12 protein-coding genes and 1 pseudogene are annotated in these 16,638 nt (G+C 65.8%); 7 read left to right on the forward strand and 6 right to left on the reverse strand.

The genetic code is table 11. From position 1 onward, the window contains the following. The first annotated feature begins 523 nt into the window (after window positions 1-523). Window positions 524-4,024: a DNA-directed RNA polymerase subunit beta gene (gene rpoB, locus NS1_RS26850; protein ID WP_056814323.1), complete on the forward strand. Its 3,501-nt coding sequence runs from the start codon at window positions 524-526 to the stop codon at window positions 4,022-4,024. Between the two features lie 105 nt (window positions 4,025-4,129). Next, the gene (locus tag NS1_RS26855) at window positions 4,130-8,083 is read left to right on the forward strand and encodes a DNA-directed RNA polymerase subunit beta' (RefSeq protein ID WP_056814320.1); all 3,954 of its coding nucleotides are present in this window, start codon (window positions 4,130-4,132) and stop codon (window positions 8,081-8,083) included. 294 nt (window positions 8,084-8,377) lie between these two features. On the opposite strand, the gene NS1_RS26860 is transcribed toward NS1_RS26855, so the two are convergent. Further along, on the reverse strand, window positions 8,378-9,211 hold the full coding sequence (locus NS1_RS26860) for a formate/nitrite transporter family protein (protein WP_062988866.1): 834 nt from the start codon (window positions 9,209-9,211) through the stop codon (window positions 8,378-8,380). A 160-nt stretch (window positions 9,212-9,371) separates the two neighbouring features. Here NS1_RS26860 and cynS point away from each other — a divergent pair, with 160 nt between their 5' ends. Continuing rightward, a complete protein-coding gene (gene cynS / locus NS1_RS26865; RefSeq protein WP_062988868.1) occupies window positions 9,372-9,821 on the forward strand; it encodes a cyanase in 450 nt (149 codons plus the stop codon). 18 nt (window positions 9,822-9,839) lie between these two features. Here the strand turns inward: cynS and NS1_RS26870 are convergent, their stop codons facing one another. Continuing rightward, complete coding sequence (locus NS1_RS26870) at window positions 9,840-10,841, reverse strand: EamA family transporter (RefSeq protein ID WP_062988870.1); 1,002 nt, start codon at window positions 10,839-10,841, stop codon at window positions 9,840-9,842. 38 nt (window positions 10,842-10,879) lie between these two features. Between NS1_RS26870 and NS1_RS26875 the strand changes: the two genes are divergently transcribed. Continuing rightward, window positions 10,880-11,410 (forward strand): CGNR zinc finger domain-containing protein, encoded by a 531-nt coding sequence (locus NS1_RS26875; protein ID WP_062988872.1) that lies wholly within the window; start codon window positions 10,880-10,882, stop codon window positions 11,408-11,410. A 16-nt stretch (window positions 11,411-11,426) separates the two neighbouring features. Here NS1_RS26875 and NS1_RS39320 read toward each other — a convergent pair whose 3' ends face one another. Together NS1_RS39320 and NS1_RS26885 are read right to left on the reverse strand one after the other, a co-directional pair. Next, entirely contained in the window at window positions 11,427-12,116 is a 690-nt protein-coding gene (locus NS1_RS39320) for a hypothetical protein (RefSeq protein WP_157125393.1), read from the reverse strand. A gap of 80 nt (window positions 12,117-12,196) precedes the next feature. Further along, complete coding sequence (locus NS1_RS26885) at window positions 12,197-13,207, reverse strand: aldo/keto reductase (RefSeq protein ID WP_062988876.1); 1,011 nt, start codon at window positions 13,205-13,207, stop codon at window positions 12,197-12,199. Window positions 13,208-13,307: 100 nt separating this feature from the next. On the opposite strand from NS1_RS26885, the gene NS1_RS26890 reads away from it, so the two are divergent. Continuing rightward, on the forward strand, window positions 13,308-14,150 hold the full coding sequence (locus tag NS1_RS26890) for a helix-turn-helix transcriptional regulator (RefSeq protein ID WP_062988878.1): 843 nt from the start codon (window positions 13,308-13,310) through the stop codon (window positions 14,148-14,150). Window positions 14,151-14,153: 3 nt separating this feature from the next. Here the strand turns inward: NS1_RS26890 and NS1_RS41870 are convergent, their stop codons facing one another. Together NS1_RS41870 and NS1_RS26895 are read right to left on the reverse strand one after the other, a co-directional pair. Beyond that, window positions 14,154-14,282: a hypothetical protein gene (locus NS1_RS41870; RefSeq protein ID WP_255284702.1), complete on the reverse strand. Its 129-nt coding sequence runs from the start codon at window positions 14,280-14,282 to the stop codon at window positions 14,154-14,156. A 51-nt stretch (window positions 14,283-14,333) separates the two neighbouring features. Beyond that, window positions 14,334-15,589 (reverse strand): annotated as a pseudogene (locus NS1_RS26895) (FAD-dependent oxidoreductase). 125 nt (window positions 15,590-15,714) lie between these two features. Between NS1_RS26895 and NS1_RS26900 the strand changes: the two are divergent. Both NS1_RS26900 and NS1_RS26905 read left to right on the forward strand, forming a co-directional pair. Next, window positions 15,715-16,047 (forward strand): ArsR/SmtB family transcription factor, encoded by a 333-nt coding sequence (locus NS1_RS26900; RefSeq protein WP_062988880.1) that lies wholly within the window; start codon window positions 15,715-15,717, stop codon window positions 16,045-16,047. Next, window positions 16,044-16,532 carry an SRPBCC family protein gene (locus NS1_RS26905; protein ID WP_062988881.1) on the forward strand — a complete coding sequence of 163 codons (489 nt, stop codon included), beginning with the start codon at window positions 16,044-16,046 and terminating at the stop codon, window positions 16,530-16,532. The genes NS1_RS26900 and NS1_RS26905 overlap by 4 nt, the downstream gene beginning before the upstream one ends. Window positions 16,533-16,638: the final 106 nt, after the last annotated feature.

The raw sequence follows: 16,638 nt of genomic DNA on the forward strand, positions 1-16,638 counted from the left end.
CGGCCGGGGCTCATTTGCGTTACGGGCCGGAAAACAGCCGCTGACCGGCCGCCCCGCCGGTTGGCGCACACGGCGTGTCGCGGGTAAAATAGCCGCGGTTCGAGGCCGGGGAAGTCCAGCGGCCCAGGCGATCTCACTTCGCGAACAGACCGTCCCGCGGCACTTGACGAGGCGCGCGGGAACCGTCACCCTATCTACAGCAGTACAAGCTGTTAAGGGGCACCAGCGGCCAGCTGATAGTTGGCCCGGCGCCGAGGGAACCCGACGCGGCCAGCGTTCCGGGGCTTCGGCGCGTTATCCGTGCGAGCGGTCACACGGATGGTATGTTGACACTCCCTTGTCTAGGGGTGTAAGTTTGGACGTTGCGCTGGCTGCCTCCTGTCCACACCTTGATTCGCACTCGAAAGTTCCACCCTTCCGGTGTTACTTCCGCTGCTGCTTGTTCTGGTTTCGTTCGGGCTGTAACCAGCGGAATTCGTAGCAGACAAGCGACGGTCGCGGACCACCACGCGACGCGCGTGAGGTGCTGGAAGGACGCATCTTGGCAGTCTCCACCCAGACCAAGGCTGGTATCCCCGGAGCCCCGTTGAGGGTTTCGTTCGCGAAGATCCGAGAGCCCTTGGAGGTGCCCGGACTTCTCGACCTACAAACGGACTCGTTCGCCTGGTTGGTCGGTACTCCCGACTGGCGCGAGAAGGCAGCCGCTCGCGGCGACGTCGGTCTCGCAGGCGGCCTCGAGGAGGTGCTCGAAGAGCTCTCTCCGATCGAGGACTTCTCCGGGTCCATGTCCCTGTCGTTCTCTGATCCGCGCTTCGAAGAGGTCAAGGCCTCCATCGACGAGTGCAAAGAGAAGGACATGACCTACGCGGCGCCGTTGTTCGTCACCGCGGAGTTCATCAACAACAACACCGGCGAGATCAAGAGCCAGACGGTGTTCATGGGCGATTTCCCCATGATGACCGACAAGGGCACCTTCATCATCAACGGCACCGAGCGTGTCGTCGTCTCGCAGCTGGTCCGTTCCCCGGGCGTCTACTTCGATCACAACATCGACAAGACCACCGAGAAGGACCTGCACAGCGTGCGCGTGATTCCGTCGCGCGGCGCGTGGCTGGAGTTCGACGTCGACAAGCGCGACACCGTCGGTGTCCGTATCGACCGCAAGCGTCGTCAGCCGGTTACCGTGCTGCTCAAGGCGCTGGGTTGGACGACCGAGGAGATCGTCGAGCGTTTCGGCTTCTCCGAGATCATGATGTCCACCCTGGAGAAGGACAGCACGCCCGGCCAGGACGAGGCGCTGCTCGACATCTACCGCAAGCTGCGTCCGGGCGAGCCGCCGACCAAGGAGTCCGCGCAGACTCTGCTGGAGAACCTGTTCTTCAAGGAGAAGCGCTACGACCTGGCCCGCGTCGGTCGTTACAAGATCAACAAGAAGCTCGGCATCCACGTGCACGAGCCGGTGACCTCCTCGGTTCTCACCAAGGAAGACATCGTCGACACCATCGAGTACCTGGTGCGTCTGCACGCCGGTGACCGCACGATGACCGCCCCCGGCGGTGAAGAGGTCCCCGTCGAGATCGACGACATCGACCACTTCGGTAACCGTCGTCTGCGCACCGTCGGTGAGCTCATCCAGAACCAGATCCGCGTGGGCCTGTCCCGCATGGAGCGTGTCGTTCGTGAGCGGATGACGACTCAGGACGTCGAGGCGATCACGCCGCAGACCCTGATCAACATCCGTCCGGTCGTCGCGGCGATCAAGGAGTTCTTCGGAACTTCGCAGCTGTCGCAGTTCATGGACCAGAACAACCCGCTGTCGGGCCTGACCCACAAGCGCCGCCTGTCGGCGCTCGGCCCCGGTGGTCTGTCCCGTGAGCGTGCCGGTCTGGAAGTTCGTGACGTCCACCCGTCGCACTACGGCCGCATGTGCCCGATCGAGACCCCGGAAGGCCCGAACATCGGCCTGATCGGTTCGCTGTCGGTGTACGCGCGGGTCAACCCGTTCGGCTTCATCGAGACGCCGTACCAGAAGGTTGTCGACGGCAAGGTCACCGACGAGGTCAAGTACCTGACCGCCGACGAGGAAGACCGCTACGTTCGCGCGCAGGCCAACTCCCCGGTCGACGCCGAAGGTCGCTTCCTCGAGGAGAAGGTCCTCGTCCGACGTGCGGGCGAAGAGGTCGAGTTCGTGACGCCGGCTCAGGTCGACTTCATGGACATCTCGCCGCGCCAGATGGTGTCGGTCGCGACGGCCATGATCCCGTTCCTCGAGCACGACGATGCCAACCGTGCCCTCATGGGCGCGAACATGCAGCGTCAGGCCGTGCCGCTGATCCGTTCCGAGTCCCCGATCGTGGGTACCGGCATGGAGCTGCGCGCAGCCGTCGACGCCGGTGACGTCGTCGTGAACGAGAAGCCCGGCGTGGTCGAAGAGGTCTCGGCCGATTACGTCACCGTGATGGCCGACGACGGCAGCCGCAAGTCCTACCGGATGCGCAAGTTCAACCGGTCGAACCAGGGCACCTGCTCGAACCAGCGTCCGATCGTGGACGAGGGCGATCGGGTGGAGAAGGGGCAGGTCCTCGCGGACGGCCCCTGCACCGAGAACGGTGAGATGGCGCTGGGCAAGAACTTGCTCGTCGCGATCATGCCGTGGGAAGGCCACAACTACGAGGACGCGATCATCCTGTCGCAGCGCCTCGTGGAAGAGGACGTTCTCACCTCGATCCACATCGAAGAGCACGAGATCGATGCCCGCGACACCAAGCTCGGTGCCGAGGAGATCACTCGGGATATCCCGAACGTCTCCGACGAGGTCCTCGCCGACCTCGACGAGCGCGGCATCATCCGCATCGGTGCCGAGGTTCGCGACGGCGACATCCTGGTCGGCAAGGTCACGCCCAAGGGCGAGACCGAGCTCACCCCGGAAGAGCGTCTGCTGCGTGCCATCTTCGGTGAGAAGGCCCGCGAAGTGCGCGACACCTCGCTGAAGGTGCCCCACGGTGAGTCCGGCAAGGTCATCGGCATTCGCGTGTTCTCACGCGAGGACGACGACGATCTGCCTCCCGGTGTCAACGAGCTGGTCCGCGTCTACGTGGCCCAGAAGCGCAAGATCCAGGACGGCGACAAGCTCGCCGGTCGCCACGGCAACAAGGGCGTCATCGGCAAGATCCTCCCCATCGAGGACATGCCGTTCATGCCCGACGGCACGCCGGTCGACATCATCCTGAACACCCACGGTGTGCCCCGTCGTATGAACATCGGCCAGATCCTGGAAACCCATCTCGGGTGGATCGGTAAGGCCGGCTGGAATATCGACGTGGCCACGGACGGTACTCGTCCCGATTGGGCGGCCACGCTGCCCGAGGAGATGCTGGCCGCGCCTGCCGACTCGAACATCGCCACGCCCGTCTTCGACGGTGCCAAGGATGACGAGCTGACCGGTCTGCTCGCGTCGACGCTGCCCAACCGTGACGGCGAGCGCATGGTCGACGAGAACGGCAAGTCGACCCTGTTCGACGGTCGCTCCGGCGAGCCGTTCCCGTACCCGGTCGCAGTCGGCTACATGTACATCCTGAAGCTGCACCACCTGGTCGACGACAAGATCCACGCCCGTTCGACCGGTCCGTACTCGATGATCACGCAGCAGCCGCTGGGTGGTAAGGCGCAGTTCGGTGGTCAGCGATTCGGTGAGATGGAGTGCTGGGCCATGCAGGCCTACGGCGCGGCGTACACGCTGCAGGAACTCCTGACCATCAAGTCCGACGACGTGGTCGGTCGCGTGAAGGTCTACGAGGCCATCGTCAAGGGCGAGAACATTCCGGAGCCGGGCATTCCGGAGTCGTTCAAGGTGCTCCTCAAGGAACTCCAGTCGCTGTGCCTCAACGTCGAGGTGCTGTCTTCGGACGGCGCCGCGATCGAGATGGGTGGCGGCGAGGACGAGGATCTGGAGCGCGCTGCGGCGAACCTGGGCATCAACCTGTCCAGGAACGAAGCGGCAACCATCGACGATCTGGCGAACTAGGTGGTTAGCGGTGCGGTCGCTGTGGAAGCGACCGCACCGCGCACCGCGCTCGACAACTAGTGAACTTTTGCTCGAATTCGACCCGAATAGGGGAAAGGAAGTTACGTGCTAGACGTCAACTTCTTCGATGAACTCCGGATCGGCCTTGCCTCCGCCGATGACATCCGCCAGTGGTCTTTCGGCGAGGTGAAGAAGCCGGAGACCATCAACTACCGCACGCTCAAGCCGGAGAAGGACGGGCTCTTCTGCGAGAAGATCTTCGGTCCCACCCGGGACTGGGAGTGCTACTGCGGCAAGTACAAGCGTGTCCGCTTCAAGGGCATCATCTGTGAGCGCTGTGGCGTCGAGGTAACTCGCGCCAAGGTGCGTCGTGAGCGGATGGGCCACATCGAGCTGGCTGCTCCCGTTACTCATATCTGGTACTTCAAGGGCGTTCCGTCGCGCTTGGGTTACCTGCTCGACCTGGCGCCGAAGGATCTCGAGAAGATCATCTACTTCGCCGCCTACGTCATCGTCGGTGTCGACGAGGAGCTGCGTCACAACGAGCTCTCCACGCTCGAAGCCGAGATGGAGGTCGAGAAGAAGTCGGTCGCCGATCAGCGCGACGCCGACCTGGAGGCTCGTGCGCAGAAGCTCGAGGCCGACTTGGCCGAGCTGGAAGCCGAGGGTGCCAAGTCCGACGTGCGTCGCAAGGTCAAGGACGGCGGCGAGCGCGAGATGCGTCAGCTGCGCGACCGCTCGCAGCGTGAGCTGGATCGTCTCGACGAGATCTGGACCACCTTCACCAAGCTGTCGGTTCAGCAGCTCATCGTCGACGAGGTGCTCTACCGCGAGCTCGTCGACCGCTACGGCGAGTACTTCACCGGCGCCATGGGTGCGGAGTCCATCCAGAAGCTGATGGAGAACTTCGACATCAACGCCGAGGCCGAGAAGCTGCGCGAGACCATTCGCTCGGGCAAGGGCCAGAAGAAGCTGCGTGCGCTCAAGCGTCTGAAGGTCGTCGCGGCCTTCCAGACCAACGGCAACTCGCCCATGGGCATGGTGCTCGACGCTGTCCCGGTGATCCCGCCGGAGCTGCGTCCGATGGTTCAGCTCGACGGTGGCCGTTTCGCCACCTCCGACCTGAACGACCTGTACCGCCGCGTGATCAACCGCAACAACCGCCTCAAGCGACTGATCGATCTGGGTGCGCCCGAGATCATCGTCAACAACGAGAAGCGGATGCTGCAGGAGTCGGTCGACGCACTGTTCGACAACGGCCGTCGTGGCCGTCCGGTCACCGGACCGGGTAACCGCCCGCTGAAGTCGCTGAGCGATCTGCTCAAGGGCAAGCAGGGTCGTTTCCGTCAGAACCTGCTCGGCAAGCGCGTCGACTACTCGGGCCGTTCGGTCATCGTCGTCGGTCCTCAGCTGAAGCTGCACCAGTGTGGTCTGCCGAAGCTGATGGCGCTCGAGCTGTTCAAGCCGTTCGTCATGAAGCGTCTGGTCGATCTCAACCACGCGCAGAACATCAAGTCCGCCAAGCGGATGGTCGAGCGTCAGCGTGCCCAGGTGTGGGATGTCCTCGAAGAGGTCATCGCCGAGCACCCGGTGATGCTGAACCGCGCGCCCACCCTGCACCGCCTCGGCATCCAGGCCTTCGAGCCCCAGCTGGTCGAAGGCAAGGCCATCCAGCTGCACCCGCTCGTCTGTGAGGCGTTCAACGCCGACTTCGACGGTGACCAGATGGCCGTGCACCTTCCGCTGTCCGCGGAGGCGCAGGCCGAGGCACGCATCCTGATGCTGTCGTCGAACAACATCCTGTCCCCGGCGTCGGGTCGCCCACTGGCGATGCCGCGTCTGGACATGGTGACGGGCCTGTTCTACCTGACCCGTCTCGACGAGGACGGTGCGGGCACCTACCGTGCCGCGGCCACCGACGAGCCGGAGTACGGCGTGTACTCCTCGCCCGCCGAGGCCCAGATGGCCGTCGATCGTGGCGAGCTGACCGTGCGGTCCACCATCAAGGTGCGGCTGACCGAGCAGCGCCCGCCACGCGATGTCGAGACCGAGCTGTTCCCGGACGGCTGGAAGCGCGGCGAGGCCTGGCTGGCCGAGACCACGCTGGGTCGCGTGATCTTCAACGATCTGCTTCCGGCGGACTACGCGTTCATCAACGAGCCGATGCCGAAGAAGCGTCAGGCCACGATCATCAACGATCTGGCCGAGCGCTACCCGATGATCGTCGTCGCGCAGACCGTCGACAAGCTCAAGGACGCCGGCTTCTACTGGGCCACGCGTTCGGGTGTCACCGTCTCCATGTCGGACGTGCTCGTTCCGCCGGAGAAGCCCGAGATCATGGAACGCTATGAGGCCATGGCGGACCTGATCGAGAAGAAGTACCAGCGTGGTGCGCTCGATCACGCCGAGCGCAACAACGCTCTGGTCAAGATCTGGCAGGAAGCCACCGAGGAAGTGGGCGCCGCGCTGCGGACCCACTACCCGCCGGACAACCCGATCATCACGATCGTCGACTCCGGCGCCACGGGTAACTTCACCCAGACTCGTACCCTCGCGGGTATGAAGGGCCTGGTGACGAACCCGAAGGGTGAGTTCATCCCGCGCCCGATCAAGTCCTCGTTCCGTGAGGGCCTGACCGTGCTCGAGTACTTCATCAACACCCACGGTGCTCGTAAGGGTCTGGCCGACACGGCGCTTCGTACCGCCGACTCGGGTTACCTGACCCGTCGTCTGGTCGACGTGTCGCAGGACGTCATCGTCCGCGAAGAGGACTGTGGCACCGAGCGCGGCATCCTGGTGCCGATCGCGGAGAAGCTGGCCGACGGCACGATCATCCGTGACGCGCACGTCGAGACCTCGACCTTCGCTCGGACCCTGGCGTCCGACGCGGTCGATGCCAAGGGCAACGTCATCGTGGCGAAGGGCGCCGACCTCGGCGACCCCGCGCTGGAGGCGCTGCTCGAGGCCGGTATCACCGAGGTGAAGGTCCGCTCCGTGCTGACCTGCACCACCGGCACCGGCGTCTGCGCCACCTGCTACGGCCGTTCGATGGCCACCGGCAAGCTGGTCGATATCGGCGAGGCCGTCGGCATCGTCGCGGCCCAGTCCATCGGTGAGCCCGGTACCCAGCTGACCATGCGTACCTTCCACCAGGGTGGCGTCGCGGGCGACGACATCACCGGTGGTCTGCCGCGTGTTCAGGAGCTCTTCGAGGCCCGTGTCCCCAAGGGCAAGGCGCCGATCGCGGAGGTCTCGGGCCGGGTGCGTCTCGAGGACGACGACCGCTTCTACAAGATCACGATCATCCCTGATGACGGGTCCGAGGAAGTTGTCTACGACAAGCTCTCGAAGCGTCAGCGTCTGCGGGTATTCAAGCACGACGACGGCTCCGAGCGTCTGCTGGCCGACGGTGACCACGTGGAGGTGGGTCAGCAGCTGCTCGAGGGCGCTGCCGATCCGCACGAGGTGCTGCGCGTGATGGGTCCCCGTCAGGTGCAGGTCCACCTGGTCCACGAGGTCCAGGAGGTCTACCGCTCGCAGGGTGTGTCGATCCACGACAAGCACATCGAGGTCATCGTTCGCCAGATGCTGCGTCGTGTGACGATCATCGATTCGGGTGCGACCGAGTTCCTGCCCGGCTCGCTCACCGAGCGCGCCGAGTTCGAGAACTCGAACCGTCGTGTGGTGGCCGAAGGCCGCGAGCCGGCCTCGGGCCGTCCCGTGCTGATGGGTATCACCAAGGCGTCGCTGGCCACCGATTCGTGGCTGTCGGCGGCTTCCTTCCAGGAGACCACCCGAGTGCTGACGGATGCGGCCATCAACTGCCGCTCCGACAAGCTGATCGGCCTGAAGGAGAACGTGATCATCGGTAAGCTCATCCCGGCCGGTACCGGTATCAACCGTTACCGCAACATCCAGGTGCAGCCGACCGAAGAAGCCCGTGCCGCGGCGTACGCGGTGCCGTCCTACGACGACACCTACTACTCCCCGGACAGCTTCGGCTCCTCCACCGGCGCAGCGGTGCCGCTGGACGACTACGGTTTCAGCGACTACCGCTAGCCCGTAGGTAGGCAATAGATTTCGGCCCCCGCCCATCAGGGCGGGGGCCGTTTTCCTGTGTGGTTCCCTCGCAGTCTGCGTACAGTCGCCGTGTGAAGTATCAGATCCACGTCGGCCCCCTTCACCCAACCGTGGCTTGATCTACAGCGTCCCTATCCGGCCCACGACGCGCATGTCACCTGGGCGGCCGATACGGCCCTGCTGACGATCGAGATGCCCGGCACCGCACTCACGATCGAGGCCGCGGAATACATCGACACTCGATAGCTCTGCGGGCAGGAATCGCACAGGCGGTCAGACCTCTGCTTCGGCAGTTTCGGGTCGAGGCCGGGAGGGAGCGGTTCGGGCGTGGGTGGCGTAGAGGGTGAGCCCGACGAACGTGAGCCCGCCTACGAGATTGCCTACGACGGTGGGGATTTCGTTCCAGATCAGGTAGTCGCCGATCGAGAAGTCGCCGCCGAGGAGCAGGCCGGAGGGGAACAGGAACATGTTCACGATGGAGTGTTCGAAGCCCATGTAGAAGAACAGCATGATTGGCATCCACATCGCGATCACCTTGCCCGACACCGAGGTCGACATCATCGCGGCGACCACGCCGGTGGAGACCATCCAGTTGCACAGCACAGCGCGGATGAACAAGGTGAGCATGCCCGCGGCGCCGTGTTCGGCGTAGCCGAGGGTTCTGGATTCGCCGATCTCGCCGAGCTTTTCGCCGACAACGCTGGGGTCGACGGAGAAGCCCATGGTGAGGATGATCGCCATCATCACTGCCACGGTGAACGCGCCGGCGAAGTTGCCGACGAACACCAGCCCCCAGTTTCGCAACATCGAGCCCACGGTGACGCCGCGCCGTTTGTCGATCAACGCCAGCGGTACCAGCGTGAAAACGCCGGTGAGCAAATCGAATCCGAGCAGGTAGAGCATGCAGAACCCGACCGGGAAGAGCACGGCTCCGAGCAGTGGTTCGCCGGTGTTCACGGTGATCGTCACCGCGAAGGCGGCGGCGAGGGCGAGGATCGCGCCCGCCATGTAGGCGCGGATCACGGTGTCGCGGGTGGACATGAACGCTTTGGCTTCGCCGGCGTCGATCATCTTCTCGACGAAGTCCGCCGGTTTGAGATAGGACATGAAAAACCCCTTCGTAGTGGTTCTGGCGCAGGAGTTTTCGCTGTCGACATTGCCTCGTGATCACTCGAGGTTGCGCCCGCGTAAATAGTGGTATTCCACTATGGCGAGTGAGCGGCTCCGAATGGCAGGCTAGCGGCGACCCACCGACCTAGGAGCCCGTATGGAACCGATCCTGAGCAAGTCCGCCGCCGCCGACCTCGTCGTCGCCGCCCGTATTCGCAAAGGCCTCACGTGGGCTGGCATCGCGGAATCGATCGGCGCGCCGCTGGTCTGGACGACAGCGGCGCTGCTCGGCCAGCATCCGATGACCGAGGAGCAGGCCGCCGCCGTCTGCGCCCTGCTCGACCTGGACGACACCGTCGCCGAAAGCCTGCGCCTACAGCCCTCCCGTGGCGCCGACCCGGCACAACTGGCCGACCCCACCGTCTACCGCCTCGTCGAGGCCGTCTCGGTCTACGGCCCCGCCCTCAAAGAACTCATCCACGAGGAATTCGGCGACGGCATCATGAGCGCCATCAACTTCAACATCGACATAGCCCGCCGCCCCCACCCCGACGGCGACCGCGTCGTCATCACCCTGGACGGCAAATTCCTCGACTATCGCTGGTGAGCCACACCCTGTCGTCGGTCAGGATCCTGGCTCGGACCGAGCAGCTGGGATCTCCGTCGGGGTGTCTGCCGGTGTCTCGGGGTCGCCGAGGGCGGAGGCTGTCGGTTCGCCGAGGCGGACGGCGACGACTCCGATGAGGATCAATGCGCCGCCGAGTAATTGGATGGGGCGGGGGGCTTCGCCCAGGAGGGCCCAGGCGAAGATCAGGGCGGCGAGGACCTCGGTGAGGGCTACGAAGGAGGCCAGGCGGGAGCCCAGGCGGCGGGTGGCGGCGATGCCGGTGACGTAGGCGATGGCGGCGGTGACTATGCCGATGAGGAGGATCGGGATCCACCAGGGGGTAGTGAAGTCGGCGAAGACGACCTGGTGGGTGGTGGCGTGCAGGGGGACGATGCCGATGGTGCCCGCCAGGATCAGGATGAGGCCGCCGATCAGGAGACCGCCGCAGGCCAGGACGGTGCCGGGGAGGTCGCCGCCCTGGGCGGAGAGGACGAAATAGGCCGCGGCGCCGACCATCGCGGTCAGCGCCCAGGCGATGCCGATCGGGTCGGTCGACAGGCCGGAGGCCACATCGAGGACGAGCAGTAATCCGGTGATGCCGAGAACCGCGCCGGCGATCGTGGCCGCGCCGGGCTGTTGCCGGTGGCGCACCCACAACCAGCCCACCACCGCGATCGGTGCGGTGTATTCGATCAGCAGTGCGGCACCGACTTCCATGTGCGCGACAGCGTTGAAGTAGGCGAGCTGAGTGCCAGCCACGGCGACCAGCCCGTACGCGCCGATGAGACTCGCGTTGGCGCGCAGTAGCTTCCAGTTTCCGCGCAGGTGGGGCACTGCGAGCGGCAAGAGAACCACTCCGGCCAGCAGAACGCGCGCGGCGACAACGGCGGCGGCACTCCACCCCGCGTTCATCAACCCGCGCGCGAGCGGACCGGACAGCCCGAACGAGGTGGCCGACGCCAGCGCGAACAGCAGCCCGGATCGCATCCGGATCGCACTGTCATGAGTCAAAGTTGCCATGACTAATGACGGTAAGCAGCCTGCGGTAATATGTCAATGTGGTTTTTGCTCATGACACCGAGGCGGCCCTGCTGGCGGCGGTCGAACTGGTCAATTCCGCCGAAGATCCCGACACCTTGACTGAGACGGCCCAGCTCGCCGAGTTCTTCGACCGACACGTCTACACAGGCGTGCACACCGGCGACCTTGCCGAACTGGCCGCCGTCCGGGCCCTGCGCGCGCCGCTACGGGCGATGCTCACCAGCGACCGCGATGCCGCCGTCACGCTCGTGAACGAGACCCTCGCCGAGCATCGCGCCGTGCCACAGTTGGTCCGCCACGGCGACGTCGACTACCACGTGCACGCGGTCCCGCCGCAAGCCCCGCTCCCGGTCCGCATCGCCGTCGAAACCGCGATGGCGATGATCGACCTGATCCGCGCGGACGACCTGAGCCGCCTCTCGATCTGCGCCGACGCGGACTGCGCTGGGCTGGTGCTCGACCTGTCCCGCAATCGTTCCCGCCGCTATTGCAGTACGGCATGCGGTAATCGCAACGCCGTCGCGGCCTATCGCGCGCGTCAACGCTGAGGGTCGGCTGGTCGTTTCAGCCCAGCGTGCGCACCTTCGGGCACTTCTTACCCGCCAGATGGCACTTGTCCTCGAATCCGGCGGGCAGCCAGGTCCCGGTCTTCAGCAGCGGATGATGCGGAAAATGCCGTAGGGCGGCCGTGACGAAAAGCAATGCTGCCCAAGTGGTTTGGACCTGTATCTGCTGTAACTTACCGTCCCGGTCGGGGAATCGGCAGCCGACGCGATCCGGTGCGGTGAGGTCGATGGACTCGAGCGCCGACCAGTACAGCGAGAACGACCGCTCGGGGTTGGTCAGGTGCAGCCGCCGGTCCGAGATCATCACCGACCCTGCCCGTTCCGCCACCCAGCGCGGTTGCGCGGCGGCCGCTGCCTGCGTGCGCCGGGTCCGGTTCACGACGGCATTACCCAGCTGCGCGGCCACGACAACCGGGTTCGGGCCGACGACGGTGCTGCGGCTGCGAGGCAAGCTGCCGTCGCCTGTCGCCCGCCACGTGTACCAGTTGACCGGCCCCTCGGCCAGACCGACCTCACCGGGCTCGATCCGCACCCGCGTCGCGGTGTGCGGGATCAGCGCCACCTCCCCGCGTGCCAGTAGATCGGCCACCCCGCACGTGTACAGCAGGTAGTCGTCGAACCACGTCCACCCGGCCTGTTCGGCCAGGGCGCGTTCGATATCGGCCAGCGGGTCGAACACCACTCTCATCACCACCCACCCGTGCGGACTTACTGCCGTCAACGGTAGCGGAGACCGGCGGCAACGCGCGTCGGGTGATCCGGCGAAAGTCAGCGTTCGCTGTCCAGCATCGCCATCTGCTCGGCCGCGTACCGCTCGCCTGCGACAGCCTCGGCGGGAGCCGCTGCTTCGATCACAGCCGACTCGTCGGGCGTAAGCGAGATCGCAAGCGCCCCGACCGTCTCGTCGAGTCGCGTCCGGGTTCGCGCACCGATCACCGGCACGATGTCCGTGCCACGGCTCAGCGCCCAGGCGATCGCCAGCTGGGCGACCGAAACCTGTTTCGTGGCAGCGATATCGGCCAACGCCTCCACCAAGCGCAAGTTCCGAGTGAGGTTTTCGCCCTGGAAACGGGGGCTGTGGGCGCGGAAGTCGCCTGCCGACGAGGGACCGCCAGTGCGGAAAGTATCGCTGAGAAGCCCTCGCGAGAGCACGCCGTAGGCCGTGATGTCGGTGCCGAGTTGTCTTGCGACCGGGAGAATTTCCTTCTCGATGCCGCGGGAGATGAGCGAGTACTCGATCTGCAGATCGGTGATCGGATGCACGGCAGCGGCCCGTCGCAACGTATCGGCGCCGATCTCGGAGAGTCCGATATGGCGCACGTATCCCGCCTCGACGAGTTCGCCGATGGCGCCGACGGTGTCCTCGATCGGCACCTCGGGATCCAGGCGCGCGGGCCGGTAGATGTCGATGTGGTCGACACCGAGTCGAGTCAGTGTGTAGGTGAGGAAGTTGCGCAGTGCGGCCGGACGCCCATCGAAGCCGCCCCAGGTTCCGCCCGGCCCGCGCAGCGCTCCGAACTTCACGCTGAGCACCACGTCCTCGCGGGCGCGTTCGGCGATGGCCTTGCCGATCAGCATTTCGTTGTGGCCGGCGCCGTAGAAGTCGCCGGTGTCGATGAGATTGATGCCCGCGTCGACAGCGGCGTGGACGGTCGCGATCGATTCACGGTCGTCGGAAGCGCCGTACATCCCGGACATGCCCATGGCGCCGAGGCCGATGCGGCTGACGCGGGGGCCGGTGTCGCCGAGGACGACGGTGGGGATCTGTGAGTTCGTCATACTTCGAGCCTGCGCCGCGAGCGCCGGTCGCGGCAGAGATCGTTCATCGGGGGATCGGCAGTCCCTGGCTGGGCGTCGGCGCGAAGCGCACCATGGAGGAATGGACCGATCCGAGCTGGCCGATTTCCTGCGCCGCCACCGGGAACTGCTCACTCCCGCCGACGTGGGCCTGCCGCCCGGCGTGCGCCGACGCACCCCCGGCCTGCGCCGCGACGAGGTGGCCCTGCTCACCGGCATGTCGACCGACTACTACACCCGCCTCGAGCAGGCGCGCGGTCCGCGCCCGTCCACCCAGGTCCTCGCCGCCCTGGCCCGTGCGCTGCGTCTGAGTGCCGACGAGCGTGACCACCTGTTCCATCTGTGCGGCCACCAATCCCCGGACCGCGGGCTACGCGACAAGCACGTCGGCCCCGGCCTGCTGCACATGCTGGACAAACTCGACGACATCCCCGCGGTCGTGATCACCGACCTCGGCGAGGTCCTCGTCCAGAACCGCATGCACAGCCTGCTGGCCGGCGACCACAGCACCCGCCGCGGCCTCGATCGCTTCTATTCCTGGCGCTGGTTCACCGACCCATCGGCCAGAACGCTTTTCCCCGAATCGGATTGGTCCCGCATGAGCCGCAGCCATGTGGCCGATCTCCGCGCCACCGCGGCGCGCCGAGCCGATGACGCCGAAGTCGTCGACTTCATCAGCCGATTGCGCGCCAGCAGCGCGGAATTCGAACAGCTGTGGAACGAACACGAAGTGGCCGTACGGATCTCCGACACCAAGCAGTTCCTGCATCCGGAGATCGGTCTGATCGACACGATCTGCGAAACCCTGCTCACCCCGAACGCGGCCCAGCGACTGCTCGTCTATCTGCCTCGCCCAGGCACCGACGCGGCGGAGAAGATGGCGCTGCTGCGCGTGATCGGCACCCAACTCCTCAGTCCGACATAGTAATCAGGGTGCCCCGGTGGCATAAGCCAGCGCGGTGTCGATCACGGCCCCGATGACGGCACCTTCGATGATCTTCGGTCGCAGGCGTTGGGTTTCGGCGAAGAAGCGTTCCAGCGCGCTGATGTCGCGCACCGGTGCGGTGGATTCGCTGATCGGCGTGAGCGACTGGAGCGAGAGGGCGGATCAGCGCGTCGCGTTCGACGGCGTGACGCCGGACTGTGGACGTCGCGCGAACTCCGGTGCATGCTCGGGGCGCAGGCCGATGCCGCCGAGATAGGCGGTGAGTCCGGCCAGCGCGGGCACGGCGTCGACGACGCGCAGTGGCAGGGGCGCGGTGTGCAGGGTTCCCCGCAGCGCGGGCGCGATGAGCATGTCGTGCTCGCCACGCTGGGACCGCTGGGTGAAGCTGGCTGGCAGCATCCGCCTGCGCTGCACCTTTCCAGATCGGCGGTCCGCACGGTGCCGTCGAGCAGTGGCTGCGCCAGGATGCGCGCGGCAGCCACGGCGTCCTGCACCGCGAGGTTGACTCCGACCCCGCCGACCGGTGACATCGTGTGCGCGGCATCGCCGATGCACAGCAGGCCGGGCACATACCACCGGTCGAGCATGCCCACCGTGACCTCCAGCAGCTTGACGTCGTCCCAGGTCCGGATCGCCGCCGTGGCCTCGGTGGACCAGCCGAAGAGTTCGGTGACGCGATCGCGGAGCCATCGCACGTCGTGGGTGGCGCGAAGCTCTGCGTCGCAGCCCTTCTCGATGATGTAGCCGGTCTGGTAGTAGTCGCCGCGGTCGATGGCCACCGCGGAATTGCCGCTGGTGAAGCGGGCCTGCACGGCCCCGCCGTCGATGTCGTCGCGCGCTTTGGGGATGCGGAAGAACCACATGTCCATCGGCACGTCCTCCATCCGCTGGCGCAGGCCCGCGGCCTCGCGCGCGACGGAATCGCGTCCGTCGCAAGCGATCACGAGATCGGCGCGCAAGGCATGTTCGACGCCGTCGGCATCGAGGTAGCGCACGCCGGCCACCTGGTCCGCCTCGTGGATCAGCCCGATCGCGGTCGAGCGCATACGCAACGTGAAGGACGGTTCCTCGGCGGCGGCGCTGGTGAGCAGGTCGAGGAAGTCCCATTGCGGCACCATGGCGATGTGCCGGTACCGGCCGGGAATCCGGGTGAGATCGGCGGCGACCACCATGCGGTCGCCCGCGTACATGCACATCCGAGTGAGCTCGGAGCGAGGCAACCTGGCGAACTCGGCGCCGAGCCCCAGTTCGTCGATCAGCCGCACCGTCGACGGGTGCACTGTGTCGCCACGGAAATCCCGGAGGAAGTCGGCATGTTTTTCCAGCACGGTGACTTCGACACCGGCTCTTGCGAGTAGCAGACCGGCCATGGTGCCCGCGGGGCCGCCGCCGACGACGCAACACGTGGTCGTGTCCATGAGTGTTCCCCCTCGATGATTCCCGCCAGGGTTCTACGACAAAGCGTAGTAGTAAATCCGCTGGGCCGTCCAGGGTTTTTCGAAAGGGGTTGACCGGATGGGGGCGGCGCGCAATACTGAACTAGATGGTTCACTATGACTTCCTGGACGCCTCGTTCGGGGCGCTCGCGGACCCCACACGGCGGGGCATCCTCGAGCAACTCGGGCGTGGGCCCGCGAGTATCAGCGAGTTGGCCGAGCGGTTCGAGATGACCTTGACCGGCATCAAGAAGCACATCGGGCTGCTCGAGGAGGCGGGCATGGTGGTCACCGAGAAGCGTGGACGGGTGCGGTACTGCCGGATCTCCGAGCACGTCTTCGATCGTGAGGTGGCCTGGATGCAGGGTTATCGGCAGATGCTCGAAGCCCGGATGGACCGTCTCGGTGAATTCCTGCAACGAACGGAGCCAGAGCAATGAGCACAACCACCAACTCCACCGCCAACGCCGTCATCACCTCGACCTCGGACCGCGAAGTCCACATCGAACGCGATTTCGACGCGCCGCTGGACCGGGTGTGGGACGCCTACAGCCGCATCGAGCAGCTCTCGCGCTGGTGGGGTCGCGGCCACGTGGTCGACGTCGAGCGCTGGGAGTTCCGCAAGGGCGGGCACTGGCGTTTCGTCGAACACGACGGTGACGCGTCGCACGGGTTCGAAGGCCGCTTCCGTGAGATCACCCCGAAGGAACGCATTGTGCAGTCCTTCGAATGGGACGGCATGCCCGCCCACATCTCCATCGACGACACCACTTTCGTCGACCTCGGCGACGGCCGCACCAGGGTCGTCACCGACAGCGTCTTCCATACGGCCGAGGAATGCGCGGGCATGCTGGCCTCTGGTATGGAGGGCGGTCTCAACGACAGCTACCGCGCCCTCGACGCCCTACTCGCCGACGGTCGCTGATCGCGTGCACCCGGTGCGGCGTCGGGAGAGCCGCATCGGGTGCACGCGCGGACTGATCCGGTTCTGCCGATTCGGCTCGCGCGCAGGCTGATTCGGGGCTGCGATT

Origin of the sequence: Nocardia salmonicida NBRC 13393 (assembly GCF_001613085.1) — a bacterium.
In the GTDB taxonomy this organism is placed as follows: Bacteria; Actinomycetota; Actinomycetes; order Mycobacteriales; family Mycobacteriaceae; genus Nocardia; species Nocardia salmonicida.

Bases quoted from the DNA above. Each gene is read 5' to 3' on its own strand.
- NS1_RS39320 (WP_157125393.1), bottom strand. From the start codon at position 12,116: ATGAGAGTGGTGTTCGACCCGCTGGCCGATATCGAACGCGCCCTGGCC.
- NS1_RS26870 (WP_062988870.1), bottom strand. From the start codon at position 10,841: ATGGCAACTTTGACTCATGACAGTGCGATCCGGATGCGATCCGGGCTG.
- NS1_RS26890 (WP_062988878.1), top strand. From the start codon at position 13,308: ATGGACCGATCCGAGCTGGCCGATTTCCTGCGCCGCCACCGGGAACTG.
- NS1_RS26905 (WP_062988881.1), top strand. From the start codon at position 16,044: ATGAGCACAACCACCAACTCCACCGCCAACGCCGTCATCACCTCGACC.
- NS1_RS26885 (WP_062988876.1), bottom strand. From the start codon at position 13,207: ATGACGAACTCACAGATCCCCACCGTCGTCCTCGGCGACACCGGCCCC.
- cynS (WP_062988868.1), top strand. From the start codon at position 9,372: ATGGAACCGATCCTGAGCAAGTCCGCCGCCGCCGACCTCGTCGTCGCC.
- NS1_RS26860 (WP_062988866.1), bottom strand. From the start codon at position 9,211: ATGTCCTATCTCAAACCGGCGGACTTCGTCGAGAAGATGATCGACGCC.
- NS1_RS26900 (WP_062988880.1), top strand. From the start codon at position 15,715: ATGGTTCACTATGACTTCCTGGACGCCTCGTTCGGGGCGCTCGCGGAC.